The sequence below is a fragment of the Shewanella denitrificans OS217 genome (assembly GCF_000013765.1).
In the GTDB taxonomy this organism is placed as follows: Bacteria; Pseudomonadota; Gammaproteobacteria; order Enterobacterales; family Shewanellaceae; genus Shewanella; species Shewanella denitrificans.
In genome coordinates this window covers 1,043,476-1,069,362 of sequence record NC_007954.1, presented here as the reverse complement: position 1 = coordinate 1,069,362, position 25,887 = coordinate 1,043,476, and the positions used below count along the sequence as shown (strand labels likewise).

The following is a 25,887-nucleotide window of genomic DNA, read 5'->3' as shown; positions in this document are numbered from 1 at the left end:
CCGTTATCCTGAAGCCCAACAAGCCCTTAGTCAATGGTCAATGGGCTAACACTGGCAATTAATCTATCGCCTCACTATCCACCACCCGCCAAGGTGGATTGAGTCTATTTTCCCCCGCCCAGTAGAGCTTTATTCTGTTTCCAGCAGGATCTTTAAGCATGGCTTCCCGCCAAAGATAGCTTTGATATTGCGGTTGTTGTTCAAATACCAAACCTTTAGCTTCTAATTCCTTAACCCAAACATCCAATGCTTCATGTTCAAAATAGAGGGTGACGCCTTGGGTTTCGGCCCTGGATGCCAAAGATGCTGGCATAAGCGAAAGTGAAAAACTGCTGCCAAGATTGCCCGACTCATCTTGACAGGCGAAGCGGACATAATGCGGGGTGTCCACGATTAATACTGCCCCCAAGGTGAGGTAAAACTGCTTGGCTTTAGCCATATCCGTCACTGGCAATGTTAGTTGATTTAAGTTCATCATGACTCCTAGGTTTATTGTCATCAGGCTCTCATGATAAAGCTAAAGTTAAGTTGAGGTTCAAGTGAAAAATAACATAAATATTCACAGCTTGAATGCGCCAACATATTGCAAAGCCAGAATGGGGAGAGACAAAAAAGAGGGGCAATGAAGAGCTTTGAAACTTGGGGATCCAACTGTGACTGGCGTTTTAGTCTTCCCAATCGGCCCAATATGGGCCGATTGGGTAGGCTGAATATGATGTCGCTTACGCTAGCAAGGTCAATCATACTGGCTCTAGGAGCCTTTGTTCTGGCGTTCTTGGAGGAACAAAATTGCTAGGGAGTTAATGCGTCTTAAACAGGCCGATTTAATCGTGCTGTCTGGCAAAAAATCCAGCGGGGTATTCCCAAATAAGAACCGCCAAAACCATCTACGGGAACGTCTAACGTTAGTCTATTTCAAGGTTTTTTGCTGGGGATTTTTGAAGCAGAACTAATCGAAAGTCCAGTATTATTAACTGAGTTCATCAGCAAAAAGATGGCTTAAACAGAAATATATACGCTTGTTTTAAATAGATTATTCTTTAAAACAAGCGTTTTTTAGTTAAGCCTTACCACAGAGCTGCAAGGCCTAAAAATCAATCTAAAGTATTAGATTTTAAATTGATTGCGCAGGGGACGAATAAATTAGCTAAACACTAGATCTCATAGTGCAGCCCACACTCACGCTTTAGGCCGTTAAAGCGAGTGTCTTCCTCACTCATACCCAGCTCCAGCGGCTTTGTGGAATGGGTATCCCCCACTGACACATAGCCCTGCTCCCACAAAGGATGGTATGGCAAACCGTGCAAAGTGAGATACTCGTGCACGTCTTTGTTGCTCCACTCAATAATGGGCAGCAGCTTAAAACGGCTGCCATGAATGGCTAAAATGGGCAGTGCTTCACGGCTACTGGCTTGGGTGCGGCGAAGGCCGGCAAACCAAGTGCCAATATTAAGTTCACCCAATGCCCGCTGCATGGGCTCAACCTTGTTGATCCGGTTGTATTGCTCAAGCCCATCTAAGCCTTGCTCCCACAACTTGCCAAAGCGGGCTTCTTGCCAGGCGCTGGTCTGCCCCGCTTGATACACCTTAAGGTTTAAATTAAGCCGCTCGGTTAACTCATCAATAAAACCATAAGTCTCAGGAAACAGGTAGCCAGTGTCGGTCAAGATAACTGGGATATCACTTTGCACTTGGGTCACAAGATGCAGCATGACCGCCGCCTGTATGCCAAAGCTTGATGATAAGCCATGCTCGCCAGGCAAATAGGCAAGACCCCAGGCCACTCGCTCCTGCGCACTTAGGCTAGATAAAAAGCCATTAATGCGCTCAAGTTCGCGTACTTGCTCATCCTTGGGGGCCAGCAATAATTGCTTCAGCGCCTCTGGGCTGATAACCGCATTATTGCTGCTGTTTGATAAGCCGTCTTTATCCATGAAAATCCTTAGCGGCGTCATTCACCGCCTTCACTACGCCTATGCGCACCGTGAAGTTACCAAAGGTTTCGCCCGCATCACGCTCGGTGGCATAGCGGCCAAACAGGGTATCCAATTCCGCAAGAATTTCTGCCTCTTGGATGTTTTCTTTGTGCATTTTATTCAGGCGCGTGCCTTCAAAGTTCGCACCTAGGTATAAATTGTAACGCCCAGGCGCCTTACCCACTAAGCCGATTTCAGCGGCAAAAGGACGGGCACAGCCGTTCGGGCAACCTGTCATACGCACCACTATCGATTGATCACTAATGCCATGTTTGGCTTGCAGCGCATCAATATGGTCAATAAATTCAGGGAAATAACGCTCAGCTTCCGCCATCGCCAATGGGCAGGTTGGCAGTGCCACACAGGCGATTGAATGCCCGCGAGTGCCAGTTAATACTTGACCCATTAGACCATGCTTGCGCGCTAGGCCTTCAATCTCGGCTTTATCTTCAGCCGCCACGCCTGCGATGATCATATTCTGGTTTGAGGTCATGCGGAAATCGCCTTTGTGGATCTTGGCTATTTCACGCAGACCCGTTTGCAGCGTCTGACCTGGCAAGTCTTTAATACGGCCACTTTCGATAAACAAGGTTAAGTGCCACTTGCTGTCTATGCCTTCAACCCAGCCATAACGATCGCCGCGATCGCCAATCACTACATCGCGCTTAGGGGCAAACTTAACCCCTGCACGGTTTTCAACCTCAGCTTTAAAGGCATCGAAACCGTGATCGACAATGGTATATTTAAGGCGGGCGCGTTTGCGTACCACCCGGTTGCCCCAGTCACGCTGCACTGTCATCACAGCTTCGGCAAACTTGATCACATCAGCTGTTTTAATAAAACCGAAATCATCGGCCAAACGTGGGAAGGTTTCGACTTCGCCATGGGTTGAGCCCATGCCGCCGCCAGCCACTAAGTTAAAGCCGACCAGCTGGCCGTCTTCTGCAATGGCAATAAAGCCTAGATCGTTGGTGTACACGTCCACATCGTTATCCGGCGGCACTGATACTGCCATCTTAAATTTACGTGGCAAATAAGTGTTGCCATAAACAGGCTCCACGGTTTCACCCACCAACTTTTCTTCATCTAACCAGATTTCGGCGTAAGCACGAGTGTGTGGCAATAAGTGATCGGACAATTCCTTCGCCACCGCATAAGCCTGAGCATGCAGCTTAGACTCAACCGGATTTGGGTTACACATCACATTACGGTTCACGTCACCACAGGCTGCGATGGAGTCCAGTGCGGCCTTGTCTAAGCCTTGAATAAGGGTCTTCAAATTACGCTTAGGAATGCCATGGTACTGGAACGTCTGGCGGGTGGTTAAGCGTATGCTGTTCGAAGTGGTCAGTGTCGATGAGATTTTATCTACATCTAACCATTGCGCTGGGGTACAAATACCGCCTGGCACACGGGCGCGCAACATAAAGCTATATAGAGGCTCAAGTTTTTGCTCTTTACGCTCGTTGCGTAAATCCCGATCGTCCTGCTGATAAAAGCCGTGGAATTTGATCAACTGCTGATCGCCGTCGCTAAAAGAGCCCGTCACTTGAGTGTCTAGGCCTTCTTGGATAGTGCCGCGCAGGTAATCACTGTCGGTTTTTAAATATTCGTTTACTGCTAACTTTTGCTCACTCATGGCAATGCCTCTTATCAATTCTGTTTTATGCGTCATGATTAATCATTTGACTTAATTGCTGCTTAGCACGACTTCTTTGTGCTTTGTTCAACAGCATTGGTGATTAATAGACGTCTTTTTGGTAGCGCTTCTGGCTGCGAAGCTCATCAAGGTAAGCCGCCGCGTCATCCGCGCTCAGGCCACCAAATTCCATTGCCACTTCAATTAATGCCTGATGCACGTCTTTGGCCATGCGCTCTGCATCACCACAGATGTACAAATGAGCGCCATCTTGTAGCCACTGCCATACGTCACGGCCCTGCTCTTTAATGCGGTGCTGCACATAGACCTTGTGGGCTTGATCCCGTGAGAAGGCCACATCAAGACGAGTTAACTCGCCATTTTTAAGGTGTTGCTGCCACTCAGTTTGGTACAAGAAATCTTGCTCAAAGTGCGGGTTGCCAAAGAATAACCAGCTGTTGCCACTAACACCATCCACTGCGCGCTGCTGCATAAAGGCGCGAAATGGTGCCACGCCAGTGCCAGGTCCCACCATGATAACTGGGGTGTCAGGGTTTTCTGGTAGGCGAAAATGCTTGTTCGGCTCCACATAAACCTTAACGCTTTGACCTTCCTGCGCTGAAGCTAAGAAGTGCGAGGCGCCGCCAAAACGGGTTTGACCTTGACGCTCATCTTCAACCAGCGCCACAGTTAAGTGCACCTCTGCTTCTACTTCAGCTTGGCTTGAAGCAATAGAGTAAAGACGCGGGGTTAATGGGCGCAGTAACTCAACAAACTGGGCCGCGTCCACCTTGGCAGGATAAGCCGTGACTAAATCAATCACCTGATGACTTAAGATAAATTGGCGCAGGGCGGCTTTATCATCCTGTAGGCTAAGTAACTTGGCATTCACGCTTAGCTCGGCCCAGGCTTTTACGAAGGCTGGGTTTAGCTGAGTGAGTTCTTTATGTTCAATTAAGGCTTGCTTGAGACTCATGCTGTTATCGCCGATAGTCACAGGCTCATCGGCGCTTAATGCCAATGATGAAATAATTTCATCAACTAAGGCTTCATTGTTAGTAAACCAAATGCCTAAGGCATCACCCACTTCATAAGTGAGGCCAGAATCGGCTAAATCGATTTCCACATGGCGCACGTCTCTGTCTGAATCACGGCCGGTAAGCTTCTGGCTCACTAGCACTTCGGCGCTGTATGGGGCTTGCTTGCTAAAGATGCTCTCTTGAGCGCTATTGATAGACACCACACTGGCGCTGCTAACACTTGTGCTAGCAAGGTGCGGCTTGATGGCAGTGATGACTTGCTCTTGCCATGTATCCGCGGCTTTATCGTAATCCACGTCACATTCAACCATAGGCAGGAGTGACTTGGCGCCAAGTGCGCTTAAGCGGGCATCAAAATCTTTGCCGGTTTGGCAGAAAAACTCATAGCTTGAGTCGCCCAATGCCAACACTGAGTAATGCAGTTGATCTAATTTAGGGGCACGCTTAGAGCCTAAGAACTTGTGCAGCTCCATGGCATCATCTGGCGCTTCGCCTTCACCATGGGTGCTGACCACAAGTAATAGCAAGGTTTCTTGCTTTAACTGGCGACTGTTGTAATCCCCCATAGAAGTGAGATTAACCGCATAGCCTTGAGCCTGGGCTTTAGCGGCTAACGCTGTGGCGACGCCGCGCCCGTTTCCGGTTTGGCTACCGTAGAGTATGGTCACGGTTTGCTCAGGGGCAGCTTGAGCTAATGCCCCTGCGCCTTGGCCTACGTTGGCTCCCGAGTTTGCACTGGCCGCTAGATAACCACTCACCCAAGCAAGTTGTACGGCAGAAAGCTCTGCGGTGAGTTTTTTAAGCTGGTCCACTTGTCCTTGAGACAAAGGTGAAGCCAGTGATGAAAGTTCGTTTAACAACATGAGACGGCCCTATATCAGTGTAATCTTGTTAGCTTATCCTTATAGTTAAAAAGCAAAAAAGAATAAAAGATGATTTTTTATTCCATTTAGGAATATGCAAAGTCTATTTTTTAAGCTACAAATGAGAGACTGATTTAAACTAGCGTTTAGATTTGTGCTTAAACCAATGAATTTAATCAATGATGGAACAGGCAATTCATCCATTCATTGATAGAAATTGGTAGCTATCAAAATTAACCATGTGCGCTTGTGCCTAACGCCTGTCTTACCACATGCTGATAGCTTGTTATTGCCGTTAAAACCCCTTTAGCGGCTTGGTCTTTTAACCATCAGGGATAAAGTCATGCAGATAGGAATACCCAAAGAGAGCCTAAGTGGTGAAACTCGGGTCGCAGCCACACCAGCGACCATAAAACAGCTCAGTAAACTGGGATTTGACCTAGTCGTTCAGGCAGGTGCAGGACAGTTATCTAGCTTTGATGATGCCGCCTACCGTGAAGCTGGCGCGCACATTGATGACAGTGACAGTGGCAAAGCTAAAGAGGGCAACACTGTCTGGCACAGCGATATTATTTTTAAGGTTAATGCCCCAAGCGAAGATGAAATCGCGCTACTTCAAGCCGGCACCACCTTAGTCAGCTTTATCTGGCCAGCGCAAAACCCAGAGCTAGTCGCCAAACTTGCAGAAAAACAAGTGACTGTGATGGCCATGGACATGGTGCCGCGCATTTCACGGGCACAATCTTTAGATGCCTTGTCTTCCATGGCAAACATTGGCGGGTATCGCGCCGTCGTCGAAGCCGCCCACGAATTTGGCCGCTTCTTCACCGGACAAATCACCGCCGCAGGCAAGGTGCCACCTGCTAAAGTGTTAGTGATTGGCGCAGGTGTCGCCGGCCTTGCCGCTATTGGCGCAGCGGGCTCTTTAGGGGCCATAGTGCGCGCCTTTGATACCCGTCTTGAAGTAGCCGAACAAATCGAGTCCATGGGCGGTGAGTTTTTAAAACTTGAATTTGAAAACAGCGAAGGCGGCTCGGCAGACGGTTACGCTAAAGTCATGAGTGATGAGTTTATTGCCGCCGAAATGGCGCTATTTGCAGAGCAAGCCAAAGAAGTGGATATCATCATCACCACTGCGCTTATTCCAGGGCGCCCAGCACCAAAACTCATTACCCAGGCCATGGTCGATTCCATGAAAAGTGGCTCTGTGGTGGTGGATTTAGCCGCCGCCACAGGGGGCAACTGTGAGTACACAGTCACAGGCGAGAAAATTATCACCGCAAACGGGGTGAAAATCTTAGGTTATACCGACCTTCCCGGCCGGTTAGCGGCCCAATCTTCCCAGCTTTATGGCACTAACTTAGTCAATCTGATGAAGCTGATGTGTAAAGCCAAAGACGGCGCCGCCTTACTGGACTTAGATGATGTGGTGATGCGCAATATGACGGTCGCAAATTTGGGTGAAGTCACCTTCCCGCCGCCCGCCATTTCTGTTTCCGCGGCGCCGCCAAAGCCTGCTGCCAGTGTTGATACTAAACCTCAGCTTGACGCTAAACCATCAAAACTCAAGTGGGTTTTAGCCGCCTTAGGGGTTGCAGGTTTTGCCGCTGTGGCGTCTGTGGCCCCCCCTGAGTTTTTATCTCACTTCACTGTGTTTGTGCTCTCTTGCGTGGTGGGTTATTACGTGGTGTGGAACGTCTCCCACTCATTGCACACGCCCTTGATGTCGGTCACCAATGCCATTTCAGGCATTATCGTGGTGGGCGCACTCTTGCAGATAGGCCAAGGCTCCACACTCGTCACTGTACTGGCCTTTATTGCCGTACTTATCGCCAGCATCAACATTTTTGGCGGCTTCACCGTCACTCAGCGCATGCTGAAGATGTTCCGTAAAGATTAAGGGGTCGTATCGTGTCTCAAGGATTAGTAAGCGCATCGTACATCATCGCCGCCGTGTTTTTTATTTTAAGCCTGGCGGGCTTATCGAAACAAGAAACCGCCAAACGAGGTAATTGGTTTGGCATTATAGGTATGGCGGTTGCTCTTGGCGCCACCATTTTAAACCCAAGCACCACAGGGGTGGCTTGGATTATTCTAGCTATGGTCATAGGCGCTGCCATAGGTATTCGCTTAGCCCTAAAAGTTGAAATGACCCAGATGCCAGAGCTTGTGGCCATTTTACACAGCTTCGTCGGCCTTGCCGCCGTGCTGGTGGGCTTTAACAGCTTTATCGACCTTCATCCACAGGCTGTGAATGAAATCGTACTGGTATTGGGGGAGGATTTATCCACGACTTTAGAGAGCGCCAAAGCAGCCTTTATGGAAGTCAGTACTCAAGATAAAGGGCTGCACTTAGAAGGTGCCATGCTCAATATCCATTTGGTGGAAGTGTTTTTAGGCATCTTCATTGGCGCTGTGACCTTTACTGGCTCCATCGTCGCCTTTGGCAAGCTTAATGGCAGGTTGTCCTCTAAAGCCTTGGCGTTGCCCCACAGACATAAGCTTAACTTGCTGGCGGTACTGGTCTCTATTGGCTTAATGCTCATGTTTGTACAAGCAGGCGGTGCATTAATTCCGCTTATCATAATGACCTTAATTGCACTCGCCTTTGGCTGGCATTTAGTGGCCAGCATAGGCGGCGCAGACATGCCAGTAGTGGTGTCGATGCTCAACTCCTATTCGGGTTGGGCGGCAGCGGCGGCAGGTTTTATGCTATCAAACGACTTGCTGATTGTTGTGGGTGCACTCGTAGGCTCATCCGGCGCGATTTTATCTTACATCATGTGTAAGGCGATGAACCGCTCGTTTATTTCAGTGATAGCTGGCGGCTTTGGCAGTGATGGCGTTGCCAGTACGGCAAGCGATGAAATGGGCGAATACCGCGAAACTAACGCCGAAGATGTGGCTGATTTGCTCAAACACGCAGATTCTGTGGTTATTACCCCAGGCTATGGCATGGCGGTCGCACAGGCTCAGTATCCGGTGGCTGAAATTACCCGCAAGCTTCGCGCCATGGGTATCAAGGTGCGCTTTGGCATCCACCCTGTTGCTGGGCGTCTGCCTGGCCACATGAACGTGCTGTTGGCTGAGGCCAAAGTGCCCTATGACATAGTGCTGGAGATGGATGAAATCAACGAAGATTTCAGTGACACAGACGTGGTGCTTGTTATCGGCGCTAACGACACTGTGAATCCTGCCGCCATGGAAGACCCTGGGAGTCCGATTGCTGGCATGCCAGTATTAGAAGTCTGGAAAGCCCAAACCGTGATCGGCTTTAAGCGCTCCATGAACACAGGTTATGCCGGCGTGCAAAACCCTTTGTTCTTTAAAGACAACACCCAAATGCTATTTGGCGATGCTAAAGAGTCAGTTAATCAAATCTTGGCACATCTTTAAACTGCTAGAGGCTTAGCAGCTAGACGCTGGCTGAAAGAGCGACGGCAAGTAAAAGTAGCCTTAAGAAAACATTAGCAATACCAAGCCCTGTTAACGCAGGGCTTTTTCTTTAAATTTGTTTAATAGCTGGCTGAAAAACATGGCATACAGGCTCGCCATGACACTTCTCTTATCGACACGCAGCAAGTCCATCCGTGGATGCTCAACCGCCCCGTCCATGGGGCGAATGGTCGTTTCGCGAAGCATCAGGGTTCACCTTATTGGATCCTGTGTTGCCTTTTAACTTTCAAGATTAAACCATTTGGGAGCAGCATTAACTCTTGAGTACAACATTTTTAGCAAGTAGTATCAGTGATTTGGATGAAACATGGTTTAAACTAGAGCAACCAATATTTAGACGTACTTATTATTTAGATAAGAACGAGCATGCACATAATACAAAGGTTATAGGCCTAGACTCGTATGTTTATAGTTAAAGAGGTGGCAATTGGAACCATATTTCGAATTAGCTTATGCACTAGAGTCAAAATCATTGTGCTTTTTTGTTGGGACAGGTTTCTCAATGCATATAACAGCCCAAAAAGCCCCTAACTGGCTAGATTTACTTAAGAAGAGTGTAAATGAAATTGAAGGAGGAAATAAACTATTAGAACAATTATTCCCTGATGACAAGCCAATAATGCCGTTAGAAGAATGTGCAAGTATAATTCAAGTAAAAATGCATTCTGAAGGGAAATGCTTACATACTGAATTAGCTAAAATAATCAAAAAAGTAAAACTCTCAGACAAAGCAGATAAAGTAAAAAGTTTTGTAAATAGGTTTAATGATTTGAAGTTCATAACAACGAATTATGACCTGTTGATTGAGAATGAATTACTTGGTTTGGATAAGGCTACATCCTATGCAATTGGCTATCCAGTGAACAGACAGCCAATTGGTGTTCAGGTATATCATATCCATGGCTCCGTTAAGTTTCCTAAAAATATGGTCGTCACGGCCGATGATTACTTTAAATTTATTAATAAACCAGATTATTTTTCAAAAAAGGTTCAAACCTTAATTGAAGAAAACACAACGGTTATTATTGGTTACTCTCTAGCTGATATTAATTTCAAATCTATTCTTAATAATTTAAGAGCAAATAGAGCTCACGACATTAACAGGCAACATCTATTTTATTTATCTCGTTCACCAGTCGATAAGCATGTGAAAGATTATTACGATAAAAGCTATGGGTTGAGAGTTATTGATAATACAAATATAGATAATTTTTTTGCAACTTTATTACAAAAACACAAAGCTATCGAAGACTGTGTTTCTGATTCAAAGAAGCTACTAATATCAGTATTAGATGGGAGTGAGAAATATACGGATGAATACCTTAAATCATATAACTCATTCTTTGAAATAATTGCTACCTTGTCATCTAATGGAATACTAGCATCCCATTCAAAGGTTATTAAATTTATCAAGGATATTCTTCAAAGGAAAAATGATTTTACAAGTGAAAATGGGGCATGGGTTCAATACGACCATTTAGCTAGTTGGCTCATTCATTTGGGGTCAATTATGGATATGAAGAACACTTTACTAGAAAAAACATACTTGGACGCAGTAAAGACCTCATTTGGAAATATGTCTAAAATCAAGTACTACGGCTGCTCATGGGATGCCTTTCAAACATGGAAAACTCATTGGAACGATTTAACCTATGAAAATAGAGTTATGATTCGAGAGTTTTATAAGAACGAAAGCCCAAGTGATGACGCTAAAGAAGTCATGACACAGTGAGCTTAACCATGCCAGCCATTGTAAAAAAATCGGACAGTAACACATTAAAAGCAAACACTTCATTGAGGCCGTTGAAAACTCTTTACTCTAGAAGGCGAGAGCCTGCCAGGGCGAATGCTCGATTACGACTAGCTTATGAGCTAGAGTCAGGGATTGCTAAGGTGGACTAGGACGAGCAGTCCTCCTTGACCACTCTTTATAAAATAACTGAGGGCTGGAAGCTCACGACCTTGATTTTGATTTTAATTCAAAAGCCCAACACAGCTTGAATAACTTAAACGTGCCAGCTGTTCTAAAAGCTTGAAGTTTTTGGCTTGTGATTATTGTTTGTAACTCGAAAATGTATGGGATTGAGATGTAAAGTGGGCGTTTAAATATGATTTTTCAGAAGCAAGGAGGTTTTGTGTCCAAGTTAAGTGTGTTGTTACTCTGTTTGCTTAGTGCAGTGGTCATTGTCTTTGGTGTCACTCAGCGTCATGCCTTGGCTTGTGAACTCATTGAATATGCTAAACATGCCGAATATTCAGAAATAGCGCCGAATGTGTTCGCTAGCAACGCTTTTAGTAGTGAGCAAAACGAAAAGCTACTTACAGTGATTGAGCTGGGGAAACGTCGAGTTAACCAGACGTTTGGCAATATGATTGCTAACCCTAAAGTGGTTATTGCAGCAAATGACATTGAAGCCGCTGATTTTGGCGCTAACCCCTTTGGCAAAGCCTTGCTGACGCCTCTGGGCCAATGCCTTATTTTGGGTCCCAAAGGGCAGAATATTGATGTGATTGCCCACGAATATACCCATGCTGAAGTCCACCATAGAGTGGGTTGGTTAAATCACCTGTTAAATGTGCCGATTTGGTTTAATGAAGGAGTCGCGCTGTTAGTTGATTTCAGGGAGCCTTATCTTTTAGAAAATATCCAACTGTCTGTTGATCAAATCAATACTGTTAAGAGCAATCCATTCGAATTTTCCATTGCCAGCTATAAAGCTGCCAGAGTGCTAGTGGAGCCGGTCGATAAAGCCACTCTCTATGAAAATTTAGAAAAACTAAAACAAGGACAAGACATCAAGAGTGTCTTTGCATTGTAAGTATCAATGAGTTAGCCAATTAAAATATAAACTTTTGGAATTGGGGACGTAATTGTTGAGGCTTTGGAGCGAGGATATTGTATCAAGCTATTGCGCTAGAAGGTGGTGCTGTAGAGCAAGCTGTGGGGTTATTTTTATCAAATTACAGGCAAAAAAAAGACGCAAACGGCGTGAACCATTTGCGTCATTCTAACAAAGTTAGATTAGATAGCAGAAACGTTAGCTGCTTGAGGACCTTTTTGGCCCTGCTCTACTTCGAAAGAAACTTTTTGACCTTCAGCTAAAGTTTTGAAACCTTCTGAAGTGATTGAACGGAAATGTACGAATACGTCAGCGCCGCCATTGTCTGGAGTGATGAATCCGAAACCTTTATCTTCGTTAAACCATTTTACTAGACCAGTTGTTTTGTTAGACATGTTATGTCCCCTATATAATTAAAGTTAATAAATCTACCGCGAAATGCGATGCACTGAAGCTTGAATTATTAAATGTGACGATGAAAGCTAAGGGAAACACAGAAGATAACAACGTTAACGCAGATTCTGAGGCTTTACTTTTACTTTTGATGTTCATTAATAACTCTGTATGCCAGAGCAAGGCATATACTACATCAGTCTAGGATATTGTAAAGCCTTAATTGATATTATTAATGAAATTCTCGCTAGTTTTACAAAAGTAATCTTGACCAGCCACATGTAACCAACTAACGACCATATGTATTTCGCGATTAATTACAATGGGTTAAGCGCAATTAGCCACTGAATTTACGGCTGACACTGATTATAAACGCTGTGCTATAACAGCACCTTGTACTGGGCTATGTTATAGCCATCTTGCTGATATTGCTTAACAAACTCCATCCCCAATTTTTTAATCACCTTTATTGAGTCAATATTTTCCGTTACAACTTCACCGAAGACTTCAACCAACGCCATATTAGTGCGTGCATACGCGAAACACGCCAGATTCGCCTCAGTCGCTATGCCCTGCCCCCAATAGTCTGGATGAAAGCGGTAGCCAATATCGACGCCCATAAGGCGCGGCTCATGTTTAAAGCCGCAAAAACCTATTACCTTCCCCGTCTCTTTTAACACCACAGCCCAGCGGCCGAAACCGAACTGCGCATATTCTGTCAGCCAAATGTTTTCTATTATGCTTAAGGCATCTTCGAGGCTATTACAGCAACCCACATCACCCGTGTATCGGTTGACGGCTTCTGGCGCATTAAAGTCATACACTGCTTGAGCATCCTCCCGAGTAAATTCGCGGATGACCAACCTAGTTGTTTCTGTGATTATGCTCATTTTGCTTATTCTCATTCTTGTATGCACTTGAGCCCTAATCAGTCCCGCTGAAATGAATAGTGAGACTGGGCGAGCAAGATAACTGATTGTTGCAGAAACCCTAACATACTGGCTCACAATGAGCACTCGGAACAAATATGGAGTGGTGTGAAAAACTCTATGACTTTTCATTACTTTATGACATAAAAAAGCCCCGAGTTGCTTCCAACTCAGGGCTTTTGATATTAAACCTGACAATGCAGACGCCTTATGGCGAATGCCTTGGTTTATTTACTGGTGTCGATGGGCGCGAATGATTTAACCAAATCATCGACCGCTTTCATCTGCTTGAGGTAGTTTTCGAGCTGATGCAGCGGAAGCGCACAAGGGCCATCGCACTTAGCGTTATCGGGATCCGGGTGCGCTTCGATAAAGAGTCCCGCAATACCCAAAGCCATACCACTTCTTGCAAGCTCGGTTGCCTGAGCGCGGCGTCCACCGGCTGAATCTGCGCGCCCGCCTGGACGTTGCAGCGCGTGGGTGGCATCGAAAATCACTGGATAACCGGTTTTTTTCATGTCATCCATGCCCAGCATGTCCACCACTAAGTTGTTGTAACCAAAGCTTGAACCACGCTCACAGAGGATAATCTTGTCGTTACCCGCTTCATTAAACTTAGTCACTATGTGGCGCATCTCATGGGGCGCAAGGAACTGCGGCTTCTTCACATTGATGATGGCGCCAGTTTTAGCCATGGCCACCACTAAGTCAGTTTGACGAGCCAAAAATGCCGGCAATTGAATGATATCAACCACTTCTGCCACTGGGGCACATTGGTGCACTTCATGGACATCGGTTATCAAGGGCACATTAAAGGTGCGCTTAATTTCCTCGAAGATTTTAAGGCCTTCTTCCATACCAGGACCACGGTAGGAGTTCACCGATGAGCGGTTAGCTTTATCAAAAGAGGCCTTAAAGACATAAGGAATACCCAGCTTTTGGGTCACTTCCACATAATGCTCGGCGATTGACATGGCAAGATCTCGAGACTCGAGCACATTCATGCCACCAAACAGCACGAAGGGCTTATCGTTAGCGATTTCGATAGCGCCAGCTTCAGTGGCTAAGTTAATCATTTTTTGATCCATGTTGAACCGTCCTTAAGCTGCAACAGCTTGTAATAACTGACCACATAGCCATGCCATGTAAGTCCCTAATGCATAACCAAATACCGCGAGTAGCACGCCAACAGGGGCTAATGCCGGATGAAAGGCTGCGGCAACAACAGGGGCCGATGCAGCGCCGCCGACATTGGCCTGACTGCCCACCGCCATGTAAAACAAGGGGGCGCGAATAAGTTTAGCCACCAGCAACATCAAGCCCGCATGCACTAACATCCACACTATGCCCACAAGGAAATATAATGGCGTTTCGGCAATCTTGCTGATATCCATGTGCAGACCAATGGTGGCCACCAAAATGTACAAAAATGCGGTGGCAACCTTTGAGGCGCCCGCGGCTTCTAAATGACGTACTGGGCTAAAGGATAGTCCAAGACCGACAGTCGTCACGATAACCACTAACCAGAAGAAGTTTGAGGTTAGGCTGTAATCGGCCGTCCAAGGGTAGTTAGTGGCAAAAAATGGCGCGAGGAAATCTGCGGCGAAGTGGGCTAAACCTGTGATACCAAAGCCCACGGCCACTATCATCATAAGGTCGCGCAGAGTGGGAATACGGGCATTTTCGGCCTGATATTTCTCAACCTTCTGCTTTAACACTTCAATCGCGCTGGTGTCGGCGCCGGTTCTGGCATCGATTTCCTTGGCCTTAGAAGCCATAAACAACAGCACCGCCATCCAGATATTGGCCACAATCACATCCACAGTCACCATGACTGAGAAGATATCGCCGCCTACTTCATAGATTTCTTTCATCGCCGCTTGGTTAGCACCGCCGCCAATCCAGCTTCCCGCTAGGGTTGTCATGCCGCGCCAAACCGCATCCGGGCCGTTATTGCCAAGTAAACTTGGGTCGATAACAGACACAGCCAATATGGCGATAGGCCCGCCTATGACAATACCTAAGGTACCGGTTAAGAACATTATGATGGCTTTAGGGCCTAAATTTAGAATGGCTTTTAAGTCCACACTTAAGATAAGCAAGACTAGACAAGCTGGCAGCAAGTAGCGCGAGGCGACAAAATACAGCTGTGAAGTATGGCCATCGACGATACCGAAGGTGTTGAGCAGTGACGGTAAGAAATAACACAGCAATAACGCTGGAATGTATTTATAAAACTTCTGCCAAAATGGGTGCGTCGATGAATTAGTGTAAAAAACGCCTCCCAAGATAACGGCCAAAATACCCAGTGCTACGGCATCATTGGTCACCAGTGCGGCTGTGGTCATAGTGTTTCTCCCTAATAGCTATCAATATCTATTTATTATTTTGTTTTATTGCCTAAGGCTTGTGGCTGCTTGAGCCAATGTCCCTTAGCGAAACCATTCAGACTTAATGATAGGTCTGTGCTTGTTGGCTCAACTCTTTTAACTGTATTTTGACCAGTTCTATCACAGGATCGTGGGGACTGTTGTCAATAAAATGTTGAAGATCTGACATGGCCACCTTAATGCAACCCAGTTGTTGGGCGATAAAAGCCCGCTCACGGTTTAAATGCACATCATCAGGGTGCCATTGCAGCAGTAGACTGCAGCACTCCATGGCAGGTTCAAACTTGTGTTTTACTATGGAGCCGGCTTTAAGTTCGTGGATCATTCGGCTCAGTAAACGCTTAAGAGTCGCAGGCTTTAGATGGCTCGGCTTTAGCCTAGCTTCATTGCCTAACTCGCCGCGAACGAGGGATTTAAGCCCATGTTTAGTCAGCTCGCCCCCCGTCAGTGGGTCATGATACTTGATCACCCCATTAACGGTACTTTTCAGCACAGTATTACCAGGCAACAGCACGGCTTCTAGCTGTAAATCCAGTTGCTTGGCCAGTAACACCAGCACAGTCGCTAGACTGGTACTATTGCCTTGGCGGGTCATTATGCACTGGCCTAAGTCAGCGGCTTCAATGCTGAAATAGTCATCGCGAACTCTAAAACCTAAGTCTTGATAAAACCATCGCAGCAAACCATTGAGACGCTGCTCTTGATTAACCACATAATGACTTAATACGGCGCCAGCAAGCTCAAACCAGGCCCATTGAGCCGATTTCGCCTGCGTAAACCCTAAGTGTTCACAAATTTCAAATGCGCTTTCTGGGATGCGTATGTCATCCATAAGTTTATCCATGACGACGCATTAACCTATCAGAGCGACTTGTTTAAACACTGCCATTTTGGCGGCAAACACTACCCAGCCTAATGCACCAATAAAGGCGAATACTTTAAACAGTTTATTTCTATCGGTTCTCAGTGCCATATAGCCAAGCAGAATGTAGGCACCCACGGCGATTATTTTCTCAGTGAGCCAAGGATCGACAAACGGAAATTGCTGAATAATAAAGCACAGGGCTAACCCAGATAAAAGCAAAAATGTATCAATAACATGAGGAGCGACTTTGACAAACTTCTTATCCATAATGCTCGACTGGCGCAGTTGTAAAACGAAACGCACAATGAAAAATATCACACTGGTAGCCACTAAGGTTAAATGCAGATGCTTAACGGCAAAATATACGGTTTCCATGTTTTGATTCTCAAATATAAGGGGAATAAAATTGGCGGCTAGTTTATATCAATTTGGGTAAAGTGAATATGAACTAGCCTCAAATAGCGGATGATAATTCAGACTGGCTGAAATCAGGGTTAACTCAGCCAATGGCCCAAGGTGCACCTGTCGTTGCTACCAAAGTCACGCACTGTGGCGACCTGTTGATAACCTAACTCGATGAGTTTTTCACGCACCTTGATGGCTTGTTCAAAGCCATGTTCTAGCAGTAAATAGCCCCCATGGACTAAATGTTCGCGGGCATGTTCGGCAATATGGAACAAGTCCGCATAACCATGTTCACCCGCAGTTAACGCACTCTGAGGCTCGAAGCGTACATCCCCTAAGTTAAGGTGCTCATCTTCTGCATCGATATAGGGTGGGTTGGAAACGATTAAATCAAAATCCCTGTCTTTAACTGCACTGAACCAATCTGATTGTAAAATTTCCACTTGGGGCAGGTTAAGGTTTTGCCGATTAGCCTTAGCCAGCTCCACCGCCTCATCCACTTTATCGATAGCGGTGACTTTCCAGTCAGGACGCTCAGAGGCTAACGACAAGGCAATCGCCCCCGTGCCTGTACCTAAGTCCAACACCTTGGCATGAGGGCTTAGGGTTAAATTCAAGGCGGTTTCCACTAAGATTTCGGTGTCAGGCCTTGGAATTAGCGTTGACTCATTGACGATAAATGGCAATGACCAGAACTCACGCTCGCCAATAATATGCGCCACAGGTACGCCCTGCTGGCGCTTAAGCACCATATTATTGAATGCCCTAAACTGCTGCACAGATAAGGCTTTTTCAGGCCAAGTGTAAATAAAGCTCTTGGGCTTATTGAGACAATGCAGTAACAAGACTTCTGCATCCACATGGGCAGTATCTGAGCTTGAGGCCAACTGAGAGTAGGCCCATTGCAGCACTTCGGCTATTGTCGAGTATGAAGATTTAGTCAAATCTTATCCTTATTCATCGGCAAGGGCGGCAAGAAGATCCGCTTGATGCTCTAGCATAATAGGTTCGAGCAAGGCATTTAAATCCCCTTCCATGATTTCGTTTAAGCGATAAAGGGTCAAGTTGATACGGTGATCGCTCACTCGTCCTTGAGGGTAATTATAGGTGCGAATGCGCTCAGAGCGATCGCCACTGGCCACAAGACTACGACGCGTCGTCTCTTCTGCGCTGCGACGCTTCTCATCTTCAATCGCTTGAATTCGGGCCGCTAACACGCTCATGGCTTGAGCACGGTTCTTGTGCTGTGAGCGTTGATCCTGACATTCGACTATGATCCCCGATGGAATATGGGTAATACGAATGGCAGAATCTGTCTTGTTCACGTGCTGACCACCTGCGCCCGAGGCGCGGAAGGTGTCTACTTTTAAGTCGGCGGGATTAATAGAAATCGCTTCGGCTTCAGGGACTTCATGAAGCACCACCACAGTACAGGCAGAAGTATGAACTCGGCCTTGAGATTCAGTCTCAGGCACACGTTGTACCCTGTGACCGCCAGACTCGTACTTTAACTTGCCATAAACGCCTTCACCGCTAACTTTAACGATAATTTCTTTAAAGCCACCTAAGTCGGCTTCATTGACGTTCATCACTTCCACTTGCCATTTATTGGCTTCGCAGAAGCGGCTGTACATGCGGAATAAATCCCCAGCAAAAATCGCCGCTTCATCACCACCGGCACCGGCGCGAATTTCTAAGAAGGCGTTGGTGTCATCATTAGGATCTTTGGGTAGCAATAGAATTTGCAGCTCATCTTCGAGTTGCTCAATCACTTTCTTGGCCGCTTTCATTTCTTCTTGGGCCATCTCACGCATTTCGGCGTCGTCTTCTTGCAGCATTTCTTTCGCCGAGGCTAAGTCTAGCTGGGCTTGCTGGAAGGCCTTGAAGCTTTTGACTACATCTTCAAGTTGAGAATATTCTTTCGATAAGGCGCGAAAGCGCTCTTGATCTGAGATAACCGTTGCATCGCCTAACATGGCCAATACTTCTTCATTACGCTCAAGCAAGCCTTCAAGCTTGCCAATAACCGATTGTTTCATTTAGCTCACTAACCTTAGTGTTTATCTAATCCAAGGGCTGCTCTTAATTGACCTAATGTCGTTAAGTCTCCCTGGCGACTCGCGACGGTAAGCGCTTGCGTTGGCGAATGGATCAAACGATTCGTCAGCCTGTTGGCTAACTCGATTATCACTTGTTCACTGTCTCCACCTTGAGCTAATTTGTTCAAGGCACGCTCCACTAATTCGTCTTTTATCACCAAGCTCTGAGTACGGTACTCACGAATACTGTCGACAGACTCTAACGATGTCAGCCACTCCATAAACAGCAGTGATTGATCTTCAGTAATTAATTCAGCTTGTTCTGCGGCTTCTTTGCGAGAAGCCATGTTTTGTTCAATTATGCTATGCAGATCGTCCACAGTATAAAGGAAGGCATCGTCTAACTCACCCACCTCGGCCTCGATATCACGAGGAACCGCTATATCCACCAGCAACATGGGCTGATGGCGGCGGGTCTTTAAGGCTTTTTCCACCATGCCCTTACCCAGTATAGGTAAAGGAGAGGCGGTAGAGGATATCACGATATCCGCCTTAGGTAGAAAATCTGGAATTTGTTGCAAGGTAATGGCGGTCGCATCGAACGCTTGGCACATAGCTTGGGCCCGCTCTAGAGTACGATTGGCGACCACGATTGACGCCACGCCATTATCTTTAAGGTGTTTTGCCACCAGCTCTATGGTTTCACCTGCGCCTATGAGTAACACTTTAGTGGCTTTTAACGAGGAGAAAATGTGTTTTGCCATACTCACTGCGGCAAAAGCCACCGACACTGCGGCGGCGCCAATTTCGGTTTCGGTGCGCACTTTCTTGGCCACCGAAAAGGTGTTTTGAAACAGTCTGTCTATGGTCAGCGCCGTGGTGCCCGCTTCTTTGGCTTTGACAAAGGCTTGTTTTACTTGGCCTAAAATCTGCGGCTCACCTAAGACTAAAGAATCAAGCCCAGCTGCCACCCGCATCAAGTGTTTCACTGCGGCTTGGTCTTCATGTTGATAGGTACAGGCCAGCAAATCTTGCAAATTCAAGTCATGATAGTCTGCCAACCATTCGATCACTTCAGTGGCAACGGCATCGTTGCAATACAGCTCAGTGCGATTACAAGTAGACAAGATCACAGCTTCCCCCGAGCGAGTGCGACTCGCTAGGCTTTTCATGGCGTCATGAATGCTGTCTGGGGAGAAAGCGACTTTTTCTCGCAGGTCTACCGTGGCCGTTTTATGGTTGATCCCGATTGCTACTAAGCTCATCTGACTCGTTTTGGATCCTGACTCATACCGTTAATCGGCACATTCTACTCAATTGCCGCCACTAAAAACACAATTGGCTTAACAAAAGCGAATAAAAGCAGACCAATATCACTGTTTTATTGTTAACTGTGTTGTTTTACGGGATTCTAGCGGCTAGTTGTCGGAGCGCAAAGTGTGATTATTGCGATTAAAGATTTTTACAAAAACTCATGACCTAAGTATCATGAGGCCAACTCACAGCCAAAAATGATGCCTGATGCCCGTTAATTTAAATCATACTCTTCTGCTCTGCCTGCTCGTTGCTGCAAGCCTATTATCAGGCTGTTCCAGCACCTTAGGCGAGCAATACCAAACCTTAAACGTGAGCCAAAGCAAGCAGGCTAAGGCGTGGGAGTTGCAAGGTAAGATTGCGGTAAAATCCCCCACAGACAAATTCAGCACCAACCTTTATTGGTTTCATCTAGGTGAAGAAAATCAACTGAGCTTAACCACTATGCTTGGCACCACAGTGCTAACACTCAACAGTAAGCCAGGCCTTGCAAGACTCGAAGTCGACGGTAAAGAATATGTGGACAGCAATCCCCAGGACTTATTAGAAGCCGTCAGTGGTTGGTCTATTCCCTTAGATAACTTACCCTTATGGATCACAGGTCAAGTGGGGGTTAATGATGAAATCAGCGCCTATCATGACGATGGTTTGATTAAGAGCTTGATAAGCCCAGCCCCTGAGCACAACTGGCAAGTGAGCTTTTTAAGCTGGCAGCAACAAAGCGGCGCCAGCGTGCCTAAGCAAATTAAAATTGAGCGTGCAGGCGTACAAGTAAGAATTCAGATAAATCGCTGGCAAGCGCTCAAAACTCAGCAATAATGAATCATCAACAGTTAACCCTATTAACTGCAGCCGACTCTTATAAATCGTGAATAAAACCTAGGGACAATACACAGATGAGACCCCCAATTTCAAAGAGTTGGCCAGCTCCTGCTAAACTGAATCTGTTTTTGCATGTCACAGGCCAAAGAGACGATGGTTATCACGAGTTGCAAACCTTGTTTCAATTTATCGATCACTGCGACTATTTAGACTTTCAAGTGAATCTTTGCGGTGAAATTAAGCTGCACAGCGAATTATCCAAAGTTGTCGCTGATAAAGATAACTTAATTCTTCAAGCCGCAAAATCCTTACAAAAACACGCAGGTGTCACCCAAGGCGCCGACATTTGGCTGGAAAAATTATTGCCTATGGGCGGTGGTTTAGGCGGCGGTTCGTCCGATGCGGCCACCACATTAGTGGCCTTAAACGCCCTGTGGAATATTAATTACCATGTGGATATCCTGGCCGAAATCGGCCTCAAATTAGGCGCGGATGTCCCTGTTTTTATTCATGGTTTAGCTTCTTTTGCTGAGGGCGTTGGCGAACAACTTAAGCCGGTATTACCGGCTGAGAAATGGTACCTAGTACTAGTGCCCAATGTGCATGTGTCGACTCAAGCCATCTTCCAATCGCCCGAGTTAACCCGTAATACCCCAAAGCTTTCGTTAAGCAATTTAATGAGCCAACACTGGTCAAATGACTGTGAAAAACTCGTGATAGCGCACTACCCTCAAGTTGCCAATGCCTTAAGCTGGCTGGTAGAATATGCGCCGTCAAGAATGACCGGAACGGGCGCATGCGTGTTCGGGGAATTTGAACAAGAACAGCAAGCCTTAGCTGTTTTGGCAGAATTACCGCCGAACATGACAGGTTTTGTTGCCAAAGGCATGAATAGATCGCCGTTGTTAGAGCGACTCGCTAACGCCTAAGGACTCTTCTGAAAAACGCATGTGTTTTATGCAGTAAACTGATAACAGTTTTTCAGCCACTTACTTTAAGCATACTTCTGAGGTTCATAAAGTGCCCGACATCAAGCTCTTTACTGGTAACGCTACCCCTAATCTAGCCAAAAAGATCGCCGACCGTCTATTTTGCAAACTTGGAGATGCCGTTGTAGGCCGTTTCAGCGACGGTGAAATCAGCGTTCAGATCAACGAAAATGTACGTGGCGCGGATGTCTTCATCATCCAATCTACTTGTGCACCGACAAACGATAACCTAATGGAACTCATAGTGATGGTCGACGCCTTGCGCCGCGCCTCCGCTGGCCGCATTACTGCGGTAATCCCGTATTTTGGTTACGCCCGTCAAGACCGTCGCGTTCGTAGTGCCCGTGTGCCTATCACAGCTAAAGTGGTTGCCGATTTCCTTTCAAGCGTGGGTGTAGACAGAGTATTAACCTGTGACTTACACGCTGAACAAATTCAAGGTTTCTTCGATGTGCCAGTAGATAACGTATTCGGTAGCCCAGTGCTATTAGAAGACATGCTAGCCAAGAAGCTTGATAACCCTGTGGTTGTCTCTCCTGACATCGGCGGCGTAGTGCGCGCTCGCGCGGTTGCTAAGTTACTTGATGACTCAGATCTTGCCATCATAGACAAACGTCGCCCTATGGCGAACGTGGCTCAAGTCATGCACATCATTGGTGATGTACAAGGCCGTGACTGCATCATAGTCGATGACATGATTGACACTGGTGGCACACTTTGTAAGGCAGCAGAAGCCTTAAAAGAGCACGGTGCTAACCGCGTATTCGCTTACGCCACTCACCCAGTGTTTTCTGGCAAAGCGGCTGAAAACATCGCCAACTCAGTGATCGATGAAGTGATAGTAACCGACACTGTGCCATTAAGTGATGAGATGCTCGCCGTCAGCAAAGTCACTCAGTTGACTATGTCAGGCGTACTTGCAGAAGCCATCCGCCGCGTCAGCAACGAAGAATCAATCTCGGCCATGTTTAGTCACTAAGAGTTTAGTCACTAAGAGCTCAGCCACTAATCGGTTAGTGACTCAGTTCGAACAGAATCGCTAACACTAAAAACGCACTCCCAAGGAGTGCGTTTTTGTTTGCAGCTTTTAAAACAGTTGAAAGCGGGTTCAGTTCCGTGAGCTTAAACATAAGCCTAGATTGGATAGTTAAAAGCCAAATAACCTAAAGCTGCCTAATCGTTTGCTGGGCAGGCGGGCATACAAGATGAACCACAGACCAATTCTTGCATAAAAAGTCTCAATCACACGCAGCAAGATGTCCAAGCTTCGCTTGGAGCAAAGTCGCAGGGTTCCACTCTGCACTGGCCAAGAGGGAAGATTCAACAGCAAATCCTCCCTCTTGGATCTCCCTCCGTGCCGCCCGCGAATTTGTTTTTCCTCATATGACGAAGAAAATACCTAACGGCTCGACAGCACATCCATGTGCCCTACGAGCCTTAACCATCATCCCTGATGATTTCACGGTATTTTAATCGTCCTATTTCGGCAACTTCGAGGGAAGTTGGTGTAACCTATGAGTGCACTGTTTGGGTTAACATCAGTATGGTTCTAGATTTTAAGAGCTAACAGGTTATACCTAAATATATAAGGTGAGCCATGAGTGTTTGCGAGACGACCGTCTATTCCTTATTTAAGAGAATTGGACGTCGAAGCGAGCTACAAGGATGTATTTACGCGTGTCGATGAGTAAATTCCTTGGCAAGCCTGTACTCGAAATAATGAAATTAAGTTATGTTGGTTTTGTTTAACACAATTCTGTCCAAAAGCGAGTTTGAGTTGAATACAGAGGGAAGGCTTACAGCTCGTTAACGTCAGGTTTGTAATCTTTAAATGCTAACAGGTACATAAATACTGAAAAGGTGAGCCATTAAGTGTTTGCGAGACGACCGTCTGCCCCATGGCAGCTCTATAGCACCATGAGTTATCATATGCCTTTCGAATATTGGAGTTTAATCGTAAATGGAAGCTGATTTAGATAGAGAAGCAAAACAAATTCAATCATTATTAAGTGGAAAGTCGATTGCCAAAGTTTTTCGACCTACCGCAAATGAAATTTGCATTCAATGTACAGATAAAACTCGATTATTTATTGAAGTGAACCAAAGTGGTAATTTAGAGTTTTCAATCACTTAAATAAAAAATATGTTTACATTGCATATAACCTGAAAGCTTTATGCTTTTAAGTTAACAGGTTACAAAAATGCTAAAAAGGTGAGCCATGGGCGCTTCACCACGATAGGGCGAGACGACCGTCTATTTTTTGTTTAAGAGAATAGGACGTCGAAGCGAGCTACAAGGATCTTTCTGTTTTAAAAGAGCACGTGTGTCGATGACACTTTTGATGAAAGAAATGGGCCATGGCAAGCCTGTATACGGAGATTAACGCTGCCACACACAATAAAAACACTACGAACCCAAAATGTCGAATTTCATGTATTCTCACAGCCACTGACAGATGTACATCTGTACACTGTCACAGATGAAGTGCTGTCGTTATCAACGATTTAATCCCCTCAGGAGGATAAGACATTATATAGTTTTCACTGGCGTTAGCAGTCAGCTATCGCCATCGATATAATCGATGAACTGAAAATGAATAATAATCTGGCGTAGCTATGGAACATGTGAAAGTACATTATAAAAAGATCAATCCGGGGACAGATTACTTGCAGCGACAAGCCCATCAGCTCAATGTTAATGATGAAAGGTTCGCTGTCGATATTTGTGAGCCAATTTATCAGCAACTTTTTTTCAGGCAAAAGAATGCTTATTGGATGTTTGCAGAGGCAATAAAGTTGCATGGACTCACTGCTGACCAGAGTTACTTTAGTCGCGGACTTGATTATATTGACCTTGCAGTGCACACAGCAGAGACACTGATGCAAGGTATGCTTAATCGCAGTGGCGAGCCCATCGTGGTTACTCATCAGAGCCAGCAGCTAAGCTTGCCCTATTGGCAGCTCAATAAGCGTATTGGCTGGCTAGATTGGAGCAACTATCTTTGTCAAGCGATATCGAGGCGAGCCCACAGCAGTGTTGATTTGTTGATGAAGTTTACCCCACAAATGGCGGCCGAGTACACCAGTGAGCCTAGGGAGTACACCGCATTTTATGTGCGTTATCTGCAGGGGATGCTTGATCCTGCAGCGGACCATGATGCTTTGCAGCAGGAGTTTACCGAGGTTCACGCCCGCGAGTTTCACTTAAGGTTCAGAGCGGCATTAGCACCGTTTTACTGCCTGGCTAAAGAAGATGAAGCAGGCTTTGAAGCGGCTATTTTGCACGGCAGTAAGATACATCGGGCCTATGTGAAAAAGGTGAGTAATAAGATGGATATGGATCCCTTGGGATTTTATCCACCGCAATTAATTGCCGCCGCCAGTTTAGCTTATGATCGCCATGGCTGGAGGCTACAACATAAAAACGACTACCTTCCTGAATGGTGGATTTACAATACTTTTACCGCGCCAGAGTTAGCGGAGAAAGGATAAGCAAATCCAACTTCGCATTTAGGCAGTTATTTAGTTCATGTGAATGGTAAGGAGATTCACGGTGCGATTCACACGCCATATAGGGACGCTTCTGGTGAGTCAAGGTAATAACCTGCTCAACGAAGGCTTTTAGCCTTTTTTTTCTGTTCAACGGCTGACACCTGCCATTGTTTTTGATTTGACTCATTACCGCAAAAAGCAGTTGTACTTCCCTGATGTTTAGCAAGAGACGGGCTGTGCATCTGTATGAATCTGCGTCCCTAATGACCCCTTAGCTTTATGCTTTTAAGTTAACAGGTTACAAAAATACTGAAAAAGGTGGTGCTGTGTGCTGGCTTTTCAGTGCCTGTGGCACATAGTCCATGTTTTCGGGGAGGGTTAATCGTTCAGCATAAACTCAATGCTCTTTATTTTCAGCCCACTTAGCTTGCAGAA

At 46.1% G+C, this 25,887-nt stretch carries 23 protein-coding genes; 9 read left to right on the top strand and 14 right to left on the bottom strand.

Annotated features, from left to right (window positions below; genetic code table 11):
• Positions 1 to 58: 58 nt before the first annotated feature.
• The 4 genes from SDEN_RS04860 to SDEN_RS04845 form a co-directional block, all read right to left on the bottom strand.
• The gene (locus SDEN_RS04860; RefSeq protein WP_011495387.1) at positions 59 to 475 is read right to left on the bottom strand and encodes a VOC family protein; all 417 of its coding nucleotides are present in this window, start codon (positions 473 to 475) and stop codon (positions 59 to 61) included.
• A 679-nt stretch (positions 476 to 1,154) separates the two neighbouring features.
• Positions 1,155 to 1,934, bottom strand: a complete 780-nt coding sequence (locus tag SDEN_RS04855; protein ID WP_011495386.1) for a phosphoadenylyl-sulfate reductase — start codon at positions 1,932 to 1,934, stop codon at positions 1,155 to 1,157.
• Positions 1,927 to 3,615, bottom strand: coding sequence for an assimilatory sulfite reductase (NADPH) hemoprotein subunit (gene cysI / locus SDEN_RS04850; protein ID WP_011495385.1), 1,689 nt, complete (start codon positions 3,613 to 3,615; stop codon positions 1,927 to 1,929). Before cysI ends, SDEN_RS04855 begins: the two co-directional genes overlap by 8 nt.
• A gap of 103 nt (positions 3,616 to 3,718) precedes the next feature.
• Positions 3,719 to 5,518 (bottom strand): assimilatory sulfite reductase (NADPH) flavoprotein subunit, encoded by a 1,800-nt coding sequence (locus SDEN_RS04845; protein WP_011495384.1) that lies wholly within the window; start codon positions 5,516 to 5,518, stop codon positions 3,719 to 3,721.
• A 343-nt stretch (positions 5,519 to 5,861) separates the two neighbouring features.
• Between SDEN_RS04845 and SDEN_RS04840 the strand changes: the two genes are divergently transcribed.
• A complete protein-coding gene (locus SDEN_RS04840; RefSeq protein ID WP_011495383.1) occupies positions 5,862 to 7,418 on the top strand; it encodes a Re/Si-specific NAD(P)(+) transhydrogenase subunit alpha in 1,557 nt (518 codons plus the stop codon).
• An 11-nt stretch (positions 7,419 to 7,429) separates the two neighbouring features.
• A complete protein-coding gene (pntB, locus tag SDEN_RS04835) occupies positions 7,430 to 8,914 on the top strand; it encodes a Re/Si-specific NAD(P)(+) transhydrogenase subunit beta (RefSeq protein WP_011495382.1) in 1,485 nt (494 codons plus the stop codon).
• Between the two features lie 90 nt (positions 8,915 to 9,004).
• On the opposite strand, the gene SDEN_RS20650 is transcribed toward pntB, so the two are convergent.
• Positions 9,005 to 9,160: a hypothetical protein gene (locus SDEN_RS20650; RefSeq protein WP_198134627.1), complete on the bottom strand. Its 156-nt coding sequence runs from the start codon at positions 9,158 to 9,160 to the stop codon at positions 9,005 to 9,007.
• A gap of 241 nt (positions 9,161 to 9,401) precedes the next feature.
• On the opposite strand from SDEN_RS20650, the gene SDEN_RS04830 reads away from it, so the two are divergent.
• Both SDEN_RS04830 and SDEN_RS04825 read left to right on the top strand, forming a co-directional pair.
• Positions 9,402 to 10,706, top strand: coding sequence for an SIR2 family NAD-dependent protein deacylase (locus tag SDEN_RS04830; RefSeq protein ID WP_041405676.1), 1,305 nt, complete (start codon positions 9,402 to 9,404; stop codon positions 10,704 to 10,706).
• Positions 10,707 to 11,109: 403 nt separating this feature from the next.
• On the top strand, positions 11,110 to 11,793 hold the full coding sequence (locus tag SDEN_RS04825; protein WP_157599833.1) for a hypothetical protein: 684 nt from the start codon (positions 11,110 to 11,112) through the stop codon (positions 11,791 to 11,793).
• Between the two features lie 203 nt (positions 11,794 to 11,996).
• Here the strand turns inward: SDEN_RS04825 and SDEN_RS04820 are convergent, their stop codons facing one another.
• From SDEN_RS04820 to hemA, 9 genes are all read right to left on the bottom strand, one after another.
• Positions 11,997 to 12,209: a transcription antiterminator/RNA stability regulator CspE gene (locus SDEN_RS04820; RefSeq protein WP_011495379.1), complete on the bottom strand. Its 213-nt coding sequence runs from the start codon at positions 12,207 to 12,209 to the stop codon at positions 11,997 to 11,999.
• Positions 12,210 to 12,587: 378 nt separating this feature from the next.
• A complete protein-coding gene (locus tag SDEN_RS04815; RefSeq protein WP_041405675.1) occupies positions 12,588 to 13,097 on the bottom strand; it encodes a GNAT family N-acetyltransferase in 510 nt (169 codons plus the stop codon).
• A gap of 266 nt (positions 13,098 to 13,363) precedes the next feature.
• Positions 13,364 to 14,212, bottom strand: coding sequence for a 3-deoxy-8-phosphooctulonate synthase (gene kdsA / locus SDEN_RS04810; protein WP_041406065.1), 849 nt, complete (start codon positions 14,210 to 14,212; stop codon positions 13,364 to 13,366).
• A gap of 24 nt (positions 14,213 to 14,236) precedes the next feature.
• On the bottom strand, positions 14,237 to 15,484 hold the full coding sequence (locus tag SDEN_RS04805) for a DUF819 domain-containing protein (protein WP_011495376.1): 1,248 nt from the start codon (positions 15,482 to 15,484) through the stop codon (positions 14,237 to 14,239).
• 103 nt (positions 15,485 to 15,587) lie between these two features.
• Positions 15,588 to 16,370, bottom strand: a complete 783-nt coding sequence (locus SDEN_RS04800) for a tetratricopeptide repeat protein (protein WP_011495375.1) — start codon at positions 16,368 to 16,370, stop codon at positions 15,588 to 15,590.
• 9 nt (positions 16,371 to 16,379) lie between these two features.
• Positions 16,380 to 16,766, bottom strand: a complete 387-nt coding sequence (locus SDEN_RS04795) for a SirB2 family protein (RefSeq protein WP_011495374.1) — start codon at positions 16,764 to 16,766, stop codon at positions 16,380 to 16,382.
• A gap of 119 nt (positions 16,767 to 16,885) precedes the next feature.
• On the bottom strand, positions 16,886 to 17,740 hold the full coding sequence (gene prmC / locus SDEN_RS04790) for a peptide chain release factor N(5)-glutamine methyltransferase (protein ID WP_011495373.1): 855 nt from the start codon (positions 17,738 to 17,740) through the stop codon (positions 16,886 to 16,888).
• Positions 17,741 to 17,749: 9 nt separating this feature from the next.
• The gene (gene prfA, locus SDEN_RS04785; RefSeq protein WP_011495372.1) at positions 17,750 to 18,835 is read right to left on the bottom strand and encodes a peptide chain release factor 1; all 1,086 of its coding nucleotides are present in this window, start codon (positions 18,833 to 18,835) and stop codon (positions 17,750 to 17,752) included.
• A 14-nt stretch (positions 18,836 to 18,849) separates the two neighbouring features.
• Positions 18,850 to 20,100, bottom strand: coding sequence for a glutamyl-tRNA reductase (hemA, locus tag SDEN_RS04780; RefSeq protein ID WP_011495371.1), 1,251 nt, complete (start codon positions 20,098 to 20,100; stop codon positions 18,850 to 18,852).
• A gap of 256 nt (positions 20,101 to 20,356) precedes the next feature.
• Here hemA and lolB point away from each other — a divergent pair, with 256 nt between their 5' ends.
• The 5 genes from lolB to SDEN_RS04760 all read left to right on the top strand — a co-directional run bounded on the left by lolB (position 20,357) and on the right by SDEN_RS04760 (position 25,452).
• Complete coding sequence (lolB, locus tag SDEN_RS04775) at positions 20,357 to 20,968, top strand: lipoprotein insertase outer membrane protein LolB (protein WP_011495370.1); 612 nt, start codon at positions 20,357 to 20,359, stop codon at positions 20,966 to 20,968.
• A 77-nt stretch (positions 20,969 to 21,045) separates the two neighbouring features.
• Positions 21,046 to 21,900: a 4-(cytidine 5'-diphospho)-2-C-methyl-D-erythritol kinase gene (ispE, locus tag SDEN_RS04770; protein WP_011495369.1), complete on the top strand. Its 855-nt coding sequence runs from the start codon at positions 21,046 to 21,048 to the stop codon at positions 21,898 to 21,900.
• A 91-nt stretch (positions 21,901 to 21,991) separates the two neighbouring features.
• Positions 21,992 to 22,939: a ribose-phosphate pyrophosphokinase gene (locus tag SDEN_RS04765; RefSeq protein ID WP_011495368.1), complete on the top strand. Its 948-nt coding sequence runs from the start codon at positions 21,992 to 21,994 to the stop codon at positions 22,937 to 22,939.
• A gap of 981 nt (positions 22,940 to 23,920) precedes the next feature.
• Positions 23,921 to 24,094 carry a hypothetical protein gene (locus tag SDEN_RS20480; RefSeq protein WP_157599832.1) on the top strand — a complete coding sequence of 58 codons (174 nt, stop codon included), beginning with the start codon at positions 23,921 to 23,923 and terminating at the stop codon, positions 24,092 to 24,094.
• Between the two features lie 482 nt (positions 24,095 to 24,576).
• Complete coding sequence (locus SDEN_RS04760; protein WP_011495367.1) at positions 24,577 to 25,452, top strand: immunity 49 family protein; 876 nt, start codon at positions 24,577 to 24,579, stop codon at positions 25,450 to 25,452.
• Positions 25,453 to 25,887 lie beyond the last annotated feature (435 nt).

Coding starts and splice junctions, on each gene's coding strand:
- SDEN_RS04860 (WP_011495387.1), bottom strand. CDS start 475: ATGAACTTAAATCAACTAACATTGCCAGTGACGGATATGGCTAAAGCC.
- SDEN_RS04855 (WP_011495386.1), bottom strand. CDS start 1,934: ATGGATAAAGACGGCTTATCAAACAGCAGCAATAATGCGGTTATCAGC.
- cysI (WP_011495385.1), bottom strand. CDS start 3,615: ATGAGTGAGCAAAAGTTAGCAGTAAACGAATATTTAAAAACCGACAGT.
- SDEN_RS04845 (WP_011495384.1), bottom strand. CDS start 5,518: ATGTTGTTAAACGAACTTTCATCACTGGCTTCACCTTTGTCTCAAGGA.
- SDEN_RS04840 (WP_011495383.1), top strand. CDS start 5,862: ATGCAGATAGGAATACCCAAAGAGAGCCTAAGTGGTGAAACTCGGGTC.
- SDEN_RS20650 (WP_198134627.1), bottom strand. CDS start 9,160: ATGCTTCGCGAAACGACCATTCGCCCCATGGACGGGGCGGTTGAGCAT.
- SDEN_RS04820 (WP_011495379.1), bottom strand. CDS start 12,209: ATGTCTAACAAAACAACTGGTCTAGTAAAATGGTTTAACGAAGATAAA.
- SDEN_RS04815 (WP_041405675.1), bottom strand. CDS start 13,097: ATGAGCATAATCACAGAAACAACTAGGTTGGTCATCCGCGAATTTACT.
- kdsA (WP_041406065.1), bottom strand. CDS start 14,212: ATGATTAACTTAGCCACTGAAGCTGGCGCTATCGAAATCGCTAACGAT.
- SDEN_RS04805 (WP_011495376.1), bottom strand. CDS start 15,484: ATGACCACAGCCGCACTGGTGACCAATGATGCCGTAGCACTGGGTATT.
- SDEN_RS04800 (WP_011495375.1), bottom strand. CDS start 16,370: ATGGATAAACTTATGGATGACATACGCATCCCAGAAAGCGCATTTGAA.
- SDEN_RS04795 (WP_011495374.1), bottom strand. CDS start 16,766: ATGGAAACCGTATATTTTGCCGTTAAGCATCTGCATTTAACCTTAGTG.
- prfA (WP_011495372.1), bottom strand. CDS start 18,835: ATGAAACAATCGGTTATTGGCAAGCTTGAAGGCTTGCTTGAGCGTAAT.
- hemA (WP_011495371.1), bottom strand. CDS start 20,100: ATGAGCTTAGTAGCAATCGGGATCAACCATAAAACGGCCACGGTAGAC.
- lolB (WP_011495370.1), top strand. CDS start 20,357: ATGCCCGTTAATTTAAATCATACTCTTCTGCTCTGCCTGCTCGTTGCT.
- ispE (WP_011495369.1), top strand. CDS start 21,046: ATGAGACCCCCAATTTCAAAGAGTTGGCCAGCTCCTGCTAAACTGAAT.
- SDEN_RS20480 (WP_157599832.1), top strand. CDS start 23,921: ATGGAAGCTGATTTAGATAGAGAAGCAAAACAAATTCAATCATTATTA.
- SDEN_RS04760 (WP_011495367.1), top strand. CDS start 24,577: ATGGAACATGTGAAAGTACATTATAAAAAGATCAATCCGGGGACAGAT.